General features: G+C 70.4%; 7 protein-coding genes. 2 read left to right on the top strand and 5 right to left on the bottom strand.

Annotated features, from left to right (window positions below):
• Nucleotides 1-1,245, top strand: a 1,245-nt coding sequence (locus K6I34_RS24415; RefSeq protein WP_240016330.1) for an EF-Tu/IF-2/RF-3 family GTPase, incomplete at its 5' end; no start/stop codon positions are given.
• 192 nt (nt 1,246-1,437) lie between these two features.
• Nucleotides 1,438-3,090 carry a hypothetical protein gene (locus K6I34_RS24410; protein WP_229328487.1) on the top strand — a complete coding sequence of 551 codons (1,653 nt, stop codon included), beginning with the start codon at nt 1,438-1,440 and terminating at the stop codon, nt 3,088-3,090.
• A 114-nt stretch (nt 3,091-3,204) separates the two neighbouring features.
• On the opposite strand, the gene K6I34_RS24405 is transcribed toward K6I34_RS24410, so the two are convergent.
• From K6I34_RS24405 to K6I34_RS24385, 5 genes are all read right to left on the bottom strand, one after another.
• On the bottom strand, nt 3,205-4,455 hold the full coding sequence (locus K6I34_RS24405; protein WP_229328486.1) for a YncE family protein: 1,251 nt from the start codon (nt 4,453-4,455) through the stop codon (nt 3,205-3,207).
• On the bottom strand, nt 4,452-5,255 hold the full coding sequence (locus K6I34_RS24400) for a polysaccharide deacetylase family protein (RefSeq protein ID WP_229328485.1): 804 nt from the start codon (nt 5,253-5,255) through the stop codon (nt 4,452-4,454). The genes K6I34_RS24405 and K6I34_RS24400 overlap by 4 nt, the downstream gene beginning before the upstream one ends.
• A 90-nt stretch (nt 5,256-5,345) precedes the next feature.
• Nucleotides 5,346-5,915, bottom strand: coding sequence for an HIT domain-containing protein (locus K6I34_RS24395; RefSeq protein ID WP_229328484.1), 570 nt, complete (start codon nt 5,913-5,915; stop codon nt 5,346-5,348).
• Nucleotides 5,916-6,051: 136 nt separating this feature from the next.
• Nucleotides 6,052-8,028: a threonine--tRNA ligase gene (gene thrS / locus K6I34_RS24390; RefSeq protein WP_229328483.1), complete on the bottom strand. Its 1,977-nt coding sequence runs from the start codon at nt 8,026-8,028 to the stop codon at nt 6,052-6,054.
• A gap of 142 nt (nt 8,029-8,170) precedes the next feature.
• Nucleotides 8,171-9,213, bottom strand: a 1,043-nt coding sequence (locus K6I34_RS24385; protein WP_229328482.1) for a hypothetical protein, incomplete at its 5' end; no start/stop codon positions are given.

Genomic DNA, 9,213 nt, shown 5'->3' with positions numbered 1-9,213 from the left:
ACCCCCGACGGCCGCCCCCGCACCCCGCTCGCCTGCGACCCCGCGGGCCCGCTCGCCGCCGAGGTGATCAAAACCTCCTCCGACCCCTACGTCGGCCGGATCTCCCTCGTCCGCGTCTTCTCCGGAACCCTGCGCCCCGACGAGACCGTCCACGTCTCCGGCCACGGCCTCGCCGACCGCGGCCACGAGGACCACGACGTCGACGAACGCGTCGGCGCCCTCTCCTCCCCCTTCGGCAAACAACAGCGCCAGATGGGCCAGGCCGTCGCCGGGGACATCGCCTGCGTCGCCAAACTCACCCACGCCGAGACCGGCGACACCCTCTCCGCCAAGGGCGACCCCCTCCTCATGGAGCCCTGGCAGATGCCCGACCCCCTGCTCCCCGTCGCCATCCAGGCCCACAGCAAGGCCGACGAGGACAAGCTCTCCCAGGGCCTCGCCCGGCTCGTCGCCGAGGACCCCACCATGCGCCTGGAGCAGAACCAGCACACCCACCAGGTCGTCCTGTGGTGCCTCGGCGAGGCCCACCGCGACGTCGCACTCGAACGCCTCCGCACCCGTTACGGCGTCCGCGTCGATGTCGTCCCCCACAAGGTCTCCCTCCGCGAGACCTTCGGCGCCAGGGCCGGCGGCCGCGGCAGGCACGTCAAACAGTCCGGCGGCCACGGTCAGTACGCCATCTGCGAGATCGAGGTCGAACCCCTGCCCGGCGGCTCCGGCATCGAATTCGTCGACAAGGTCGTCGGCGGCGCCGTCCCCCGCCAGTTCATCCCCTCCGTCGAAAAAGGCGTACGCGCCCAGGCCGCGCGCGGCATCGCCGCCGGCTACCCCCTCGTCGACATCCGCGTGACCCTCCTCGACGGCAAGGCCCACTCCGTCGACTCCTCCGACGCCGCCTTCCAGACCGCCGGCGCCCTCGCCCTCCGCGAAGCCGCCGCCGACACCCGCATCCACCTCCTCGAACCCGTCGCCGAACTGGAGGTCCTCGTCTCCGACGACTACGTCGGCGCCGTCATGAGCGATCTCTCCGGACGGCGCGGCCGCGTCGTCGGCACCGAGCAGTCCGGCAGCGGCCGCACCCTCGTCCGCGCCGAAGTGCCCGAGATCGAGATCGGCCGCTACGCCATCGACCTGCGCTCCCTCTCCCACGGCACCGGCCGCTTCACCCGCCGCTACACCCGCCACGAACCGATGCCCCCTCAGCTCGCCGAGCGCATCACCGAACTCGACGGCACCGAGGCATAGTTCACCGGCCGCCCGCCCCAACTCCCCGGAGGCGGGCGGCTTTGCGATCTCCTGCGACAGGCGGCACCCGCACGGATAGGCTGGACACGGGGCCAACACGCAAGAGCACGACACGCAGGACCAACGCGCAGGACACGGACGGCCGTCGCGAAGCCGCTCCGGAAGCGGGCAGAGGCGACATAGGGGGCAACAGTGGCAGCAGGGGATCCGTTCGACTTCAGCCCGGGAGCGCAGATCCCGCTCTCGGGCACCTCCGGCCAGACCGCGGCGACCCAGGCCCTGGCCTCCGCCGCCTACCGCGACGGCCCCGTCGACACCCTCCTCAAGGCCAACTCCGACTGGGCCACCTCCGAGGTCAAGCCACCCCGCATATCGCTCTTCGAGCCGAACCTCGGCGAGGCCTTCTCCCGCGCCGTCCAGCTCCGCGTCCTCGGCGGCGGCCGCAAACCCCTCATCCAGTCCTTCGGCCTCGACCCCCAGCCCGTCGTCGAACACTGCCTCGCCGCCAACCGCATCCGCAAACAACGCGACATCCGCCTCACCGTCATCATGGTGGTGGCCGGCCTCCTCTTCCTCCCCGGCGTCATCCTCTGGCTCGGCGTCTTCCAGCTCCGCCGCACCCTCGCCGGCTCCCAGAGCAAACGCGCGGGCGCCCTCGCCGGCCTCCTGTTCACCGTCCTCGGCGTCTTCGCCGTCATCCTCATGATCAAAATGCCGTGGCACGGCTTCTGGTACGTCTACGCCCGCGCCGCGCTCGTCGCCCCCCTCATCGGCGGCTTCCTCGCCCACCGCGTCTGCGAGAAGACCGCCGAGGACCTCCGCGACCGCTGGAGCGGCCTGCTCGGCGGCGGCGGCATCGGCGCCAAGATCCCCGAAGCCGTCCCCAAGCACCCCGACGACGAAGCCGCCGAACGCCTCCGCCAGTCCCTCGAACGCCTCGCCGCCGAACAGCACAGCAACGTCGTCTTCTACGCGGGCCCCAAGGGCATACTCGGCATGGGCACCCGCTGGGGCAGCTGGCAGCTCGCCGAGGAACTCGTCCCCGCCGACCCCGACAAGGACATCCACCCCTTCCGCAGCTGGGACGTCATCCGCGCCATCCACGACCAGCTCCGCCTGCTCGAACGCGGCCCCCTGCACACCGGCGGCTTCCCCACCCCCTCCGTCGAACACTGGGTGGTCTCCCCCGTCGGCGAAGGCGCCGGCTCCGTCTCCCGCCCCGAAGGCACCGACGGCTTCCAGATAAGGGGCGCCGAACTCCAGAAAATCTGCAACGAGCAGCAATTCGGCGCGGGCAGCAGGCACTACCTCGGCGTGCAGTTCGTCCTCTGGGACGGCCAACTGGTGATCACCCTCCTGATCACCGTCACCGTCCTCCACAAGACCCTGCGCATCGAGGTCACCGGCCACGCCCTCGGCCCCGTCCACGGCCTCTTCATGGACACCCCCTCGGCCCGCACCAAGACCGTCACCAAGACCATCAAGTTCTGGGAGACCCGCACCCGCAAGCTCTCCGTCGTACCCGCCAGGGAAGTCGTCCGCCTCGCCGCCCGCGCCCCCCTCACCTGGTATCCGCCGCTCCTGGAGTTCTGGGGCGGCAAACTCGTCCTCCCCGAGCCCTTCGGCCTGCGCCACGCCTGGGCAGACAAGCCCTGGCGCCACCGCTTCATGGCCGACGACGCCCTGCGCGCCACCACCCCTGTCCTCCGCGTCGTCCACCAGGCCGCCCTCCGCGTCCTCGCCGAGAACGGCGTCGACACCGAACGCTTCGCGGGCCGCGCCATGAACCTCAGCGGCGCCGTCCAGGACCCCCAGCCACGCGCCGCGGACGTCTACAACGCCTGACACAACGCCTGAACAGCCGACAAGCGCGTCCGCGACACCCGCCCCGACGGGGCGGCGGCCCGGCCCCGGGCCGCCGCCCGTCACCGCACCCGACGCCCCGTCACCTGCCCGGCCTCACCGGAAGATCCCGGTGTGCCCCAGCGAATACCGCCCCGGCTGCGGATACACCGCCAGCCCGTGCGGCCCCGAACCCACCGGAATCTTCGCGATCAGATGCCCGTCCCGCGTGTCGATCGCGTACACCTCCGAGTCGTAACGCCCCGACAGCCACAGCACCTTGCCGTCCGCCGACACACCGCCCATGTCGGGACTGCCCCCACCCGGCAGCTCCCACTTCTCCACCAGCTTGCGGCTCGGCAGATCCAGCACCGAGATCGAACCCTCACCGCGGTTCGAGATGTACATCGACTTCGAGTCCCGGCTGACGTACAGCCCGTGCGCCCCCTTGCCCGTCGGCATCAGCCAGGGCTCGGTGAACTTGTCCCCGTCCAGCACCCACAGCCCGTCGGCCATCATGTCGGCGATGTACCACGTCTTCCCGTCCGAGGAGATCTTCACGTCCTGCGGCATCGCCCCGTCGAACGGCAGCTTCAGCTGCCCGACCACCTTCATCCTCGCCGTGTCGACCTTGAGCAGCTCACCCGAGAACTCGCACGAGACGACGAAATACCGCCCGTCCGGCGAGAAATCCGCGTGATTGACCCCCTTGCACTTCACCGGCTCCGTCTTCTTCCGCTTCATGGTGTGCGCGTCCCGGAAGACCAGCTCCCGGTCCATCGACGCCATCACCACCGCGTACTTGCCGTCCGGCGTGAAATAGAGGTTGTACGGATCGTGCACGTCGACCGGCTTCCCCGCCTTCCCCGTCGCCGGATCGATGGGCGTCAGGGAATGCCCGCGGTCGTTGTTCACCCACAACGTCTTCAGGTCCCACGACGGCACCACGTGCTGCGGCTGCGAACCCACCGGAATCGTCTCGATCACCTTGTACGTCTTCGGATCGATGACACTCACCGTGTCCGACTCCGTATTCGGCACATACACCCGCGACGGAAAGTCCTTCACCGCGGGCGACAGCATGTTCGGCCGGTCCGCCGCATACAGGTCGTGCGCGTCCAGCAGCGGCGGCATCCCCGGCAACCCCTGCGGCGCCTGCGCCTCCCGGTGCGTGCCCTCGTGCGGACGGACATCGGCCGCCTCATCGTCGGAACCCCCGCCTCCACAGCCGGAGAGCAGCACCGCCCCGGCGGCGGCACACAGCAGGGCCGACCGCCGGACCCGGCGAGGACGGGACGGACGAAGAGGACGACCGGGGCGTCGGCGGGACTCCCGGCGGAAGGGGGACGGGATCGAGGACGGAATCATCGGGTCAGCAGCTCCGTAGTCGTCACCGCGCGCAGACCGCGGCGGTGCAGGCCGTCGAGGATCGCGGGCAGCGCGGCCACCGTGCCGGCGTGCCCGAAGTGCAGACTCACCACCGAACCGGGCCGCACCGCGTCCAGCACGGTCCGCCGGACCGCCTCCGCACCCGGATCGGTGAAGTCGAGGGAGTCCACGTCGTACGAGAGGACGTGCGGGTAACCCGCCCGGCGCGCCAGCGCTGCCACCCGGTCGGTGGCGAGCCGGGCCCGTGACGGCCGGAACCAGCGCCCGATCCCCCCGGTCAGCCGTCGCAGCCGGTCCGCGCACTGGGTGATCTCCGCGTACGCGGCGCTCTCCGGCATGGCGGAGATGTCGAGGTGGCGCATGGTGTGGTTGCCGAGCTCGTGCCCGCCGTCGAGCACGCGCCGGGCGAGCTGCGGCTGCTCGTCGAGCCACTGCCCGACCGCGAGCACCGTGACCTTGGCCCCGGCCCGCTCCGCCTCGCCCAGCAGCCCGGTCGCGATCTTCGGATCGCCCTGGCCGTGGAAGGTGAGCGCCACGGCCTTGCCGGTGCGCGAGCCGTGCTCGATCTGCGCGGGCAGCCCGGCGGGGAGCGGGGCCGGCGACGGCGACGCCTTCGGGCGTACGGACGGGCCCGTGACCTGGGCGGACGGCGATGCGACCCGGGCCGCCTCGGTGGGCCGCGGGCTTCCTTCGTGCCGCCCGCAGCCCACGGTGGCGGCCCCCGCGAGGGCGCCGCCCGCGGCCGCGCGCAGCACGGTGCGGCGGTGAAGGAAAGTCACCGCACTATCATCACTGCTTTTTATCGATGCTTTGGGATATTTGCCCGTTTTCCTGCGGCGCGTGTCCCCATTGGCCGGATGTACAGGCCCTTACTCCGCCGAGGCCGCGGGCCAGACGTCGGCGAGCATCTTGCGGGTGTCGGCAAGCAGTTGGGGCAGGACGCGTGTGTGGCCGACGATCGGCATGAAGTTGGTGTCGCCGCCCCACCGGGGAACGACGTGCTGGTGCAGGTGAGCGGCGATTCCCGCGCCCGCGGCGCCGCCCTGGTTCATGCCGATGTTGAAGCCGTGTGCCCCGGAGGCGGCGCGCAGCGCGGTCATCGCGCGCTTGGTGAATTCGGCCAGTTCCAGGGTCTCGGCGACGTTGAGCTCGGTGTAGTCGGCGACGTGCCGGAAGGGGACGACCATCAGGTGCCCGCCGTTGTACGGGTAAAGATTGAGGACGGCGTAGACGTGCTCGCCCCGGGCGATCACGAGGCCGTCCTCGTCGCTCTTGGCCGGGATCGTGCAGAACGGACAGCCGTCGTCGGCCCCCGGACCGCTCGGCTTGTTCTCACCTTGGATGTACGCCATCCGGTGGGGCGTCCACAGGCGCTGGAAGGCGTCCGGGGACCCTACTCCGATCTGCTGTTCCGGCTCAGTCGTCATGCGAGCCAGCATATTCCTCGGCGGGAAGACGGAGAGGGGCGGCCCTGGTGGGCCGCCCCTCTAACCCCGCAGAAGCGGGGACCAGAACCTCTGTCCCCGATTGCTCATCTCGTGCATCGGATCACCCCCGCCTACGCGGGGACCAGCGTCACACCTGAACGCGACGCTCCACCACGTCAACGAGCTCCTGCAGAGCGAGGTCACGCGGAACGCCGTTCTTCTGCGAACCGTCGCGGTAGCGGAAGGAAACCGTGCCCGCGTGCATGTCCTCGTCACCGACGATGATCATGAACGGGACCTTGAGCTTCTGGTGGTTGCGGATTTTCTTCTGCATACGGTCCGAGGAAGCGTCCACCTCGACCCGCAGCCCCTTCCGCTTCGCCTCCGCGGCGAACTCCTGCAGGTACTCGATGTGCGCGTCGCCGATCGGGATGCCGACCGCTTGGACCGGGGCCAGCCACGCCGGGAACGCACCCGCGTAGTGCTCCAGCAGGACCGCGAAGAACCGCTCGATCGAACCGAACAGCGCACGGTGGATCATGACCGGACGCTGACGCGAGCCGTCCGCCGACGTGTACTCAAGATCGAAACGTTCGGGCAGATTGAAGTCCAGCTGGATGGTCGACATCTGCCAGGTACGGCCGATGGCGTCCCGCGCCTGCACCGAGATCTTCGGGCCGTAGAAAGCCGCGCCACCCGGGTCGGCGACGAGCTCGAGGCCCTGCTTCTCGGCCACCTTGCGCAGGGTCTCGGTGGCCTCCTCCCAGACCGCGTCGCTGCCGACGAACTTGTTCTCGTCCTTGGTGGACAGCTCCAGGTAGAAGTCGTTCAGGCCGTAGTCGCGGAGCAGGTTCAGGACGAAGGTCAGCGTCTTGTCGAGCTCCTCCGCCATCTGCTCGCGGGTGCAGTAGATGTGCGCGTCGTCCTGCGTGAAGCCACGGGCACGGGTCAGGCCGTGCACGACGCCCGACTTCTCGTACCGGTAGACAGTGCCGAATTCGAACAACCTCAAGGGCAGCTCACGGTACGAGCGACCGCGCGCGTCGAAGATCAGGTTGTGCATCGGGCAGTTCATGGGCTTCAGGTAGTAGTCCACGCCCTCGTCGAGCTGCATGGGCGGGTACATACCGTCGGCGTACCAGTCCAGGTGGCCGCTCTGTTCGAAAAGCTTGCCCTTGGTCGCGTGGGGCGTGTAGACGAACTCGTAGCCCTCTTCCTCGTGCCGCGTGCGGCTGTAGTCCTCCATCACGCGGCGGATGATGCCGCCGCGCGGGTGGAAGACGGCCAGGCCCGAGCCGATCTGCTCGGGGATCGAGAAGAGGTCCAGCTCGGTACCCAGGCGACGGTGGTCGCGCTTCTCGGCCTCGGCCAGGAAGTCCAGGTGCGCCTTCAGCTCGTCCTTCGACGGCCACGCGGTGCCGTAGATGCGCTGAAGCATCGGGTTTTTCTCGCTGCCGCGCCAGTACGCGGCGGCGTTCCGCATGAGCTTGAACGCCGGGATGATCCGCGTCGTCGGCAGGTGCGGCCCGCGACACAGATCCTTCCAGCACAGGTCGCCCGTCTTCGCGTCGAGGTTGTCGTAGATGGTGAGCTCGCCCGCGCCCACCTCCACGTCCGCGCCGTCGTCGTGGGAGGCCGAGCCCTTGAGGCCGATCAGCTCCAGCTTGTACGGCTCGTTCGCGAGCTCCTCGCGGGCGGCCTCGTCGGTGACCACGCGGCGGGAGAACTTCTGCCCGCGCTTGATGATCTCCTGCATGCGCTTCTCGATGGCCTTGAGGTCATCGGGGTGGAAAGGCTTCTCGACGTCGAAGTCGTAGTAGAAGCCGTCCTTGACCGGCGGGCCGATGCCCAGCTTGGCCTCGGGGAAGAGCTCCTGCACAGCCTGGGCCATGACGTGCGCGGTGGAGTGGCGCAGGATGTCGAGGCCGTCCTTGGAGGAGATCTCGACGGGCTCGATCTCCTCGCCGTCCCGCACCTCGTACGCGAGGTCCTTCAGCTCGCCCGCGACGCGGGCGGCGACGATGGTGCGCTCCCCGGCGAACAGGTCGGCGGCCGTAGTGCCCGTCGTCACCACGCGCTCTTCCCGCTCGGAATCGCGATGGATGATCACACGGACGTCTGACACCGGTCTCTCCTGACTCAAGGGGGCGCGACAGTGGTCACTGCGCGCCTGAATCGTACCGAGCCGGGCCGCCTGGTCGCTAAACGGTTTGCCCCGGCACACGTGAAGCGCCCCGAACAGGCCGTCCGCGGGCCCCTCGGCCGTCTCAGCCGTCCTCGAAGAAGTCCGGATTGAAGTCCGGATTCTCCTGGAGGGACTTCAGCAGCCGGTCGCGTTCGGCGTTGTCCACCGTGACGGCCGTGAGGCCCGAGGCGTCGGCGAGCCTGCGGAAGCCGCCCCTGCTCTCCAGGCGTCCGCCGACCCGGACCGGCAGGCCCAGCAGATGGGCGTGGCCCGCGAGCCGGTAGTCCTCGTCGCCCAGCGCGACCCGCACCTGGGCGACCTCGGCGCCGTCGAGCACCCGCAGCCGTATCGTGCCCGGTCCCGCGGGGTGCTCCCGCCGCATGCGCACCACGGTGCCCGTGAGGTGTACGGGGACGGAGGGCTCGTCGCGGACGTAGCGGGCGCCCGCGTCGCGCAGGACCGGGAGGTCGCCCGGGGAGAACTCGACCGGCTCGGGGTGTGCGGCGAAGCCCTCGGGCGGGCCCACCACCGGGGACCAGTGCAGTTCGACGCGGATGCCTTCGGAACCGCGGACGAGCGTGCCGATCGCCTCGGTGAGCTCCTGGCACACCCCGGCTTCCACGGCCGCCGTGAACGCCTCGGGTCCGCCGGTGGCGCGCTCGTAGTCGGTGGCGTCGCGGGTGGCGTGGAGGGCGCGCAGCAGGGTGGTGGTGACGGCGCGGCCGTCGTGGTCGCGCGTGTCGTGGCCGACCGGGAGCAGGACGGTGAGCTCGCGGCCGCCGGGTGCGGGGCCGACGAGCAGCCGCTCCAGGGTGGTCTCGGCGCGGCGTCGGTGGCGGGCGCCGTGGTAGCCCGCGCGCTCGTGGGCGGCGAGCGCGGCGGCGAGCAGCATCGCGCGGGCTCCGGCCCGTAACCGTTCCTGTGCTGCCCAGGCGGCGGCCGGGACGCCCTGGTCGGGGACGTCGCGGAGCCAGTGGATCTCGTCGCCGGGGACGCGGAGGGAGAGGAGGATGGCGCGCGCGGGGGGGGCGGGGCTGTGTTCGAGGGCGGTGAGGGCCTCGGCGAGGAGGTCGGCGCTGTCGGGGTAGCCGCGGCTCTCGGGGAGCAGGAGGCTGGTGCCGCCGC

Source organism: Streptomyces sp. UNOC14_S4, assembly GCF_020740835.1.
Classification (GTDB): Bacteria; Actinomycetota; Actinomycetes; order Streptomycetales; family Streptomycetaceae; genus Streptomyces.
This window is presented reverse-complemented; position numbering and strand designations above follow the sequence as displayed.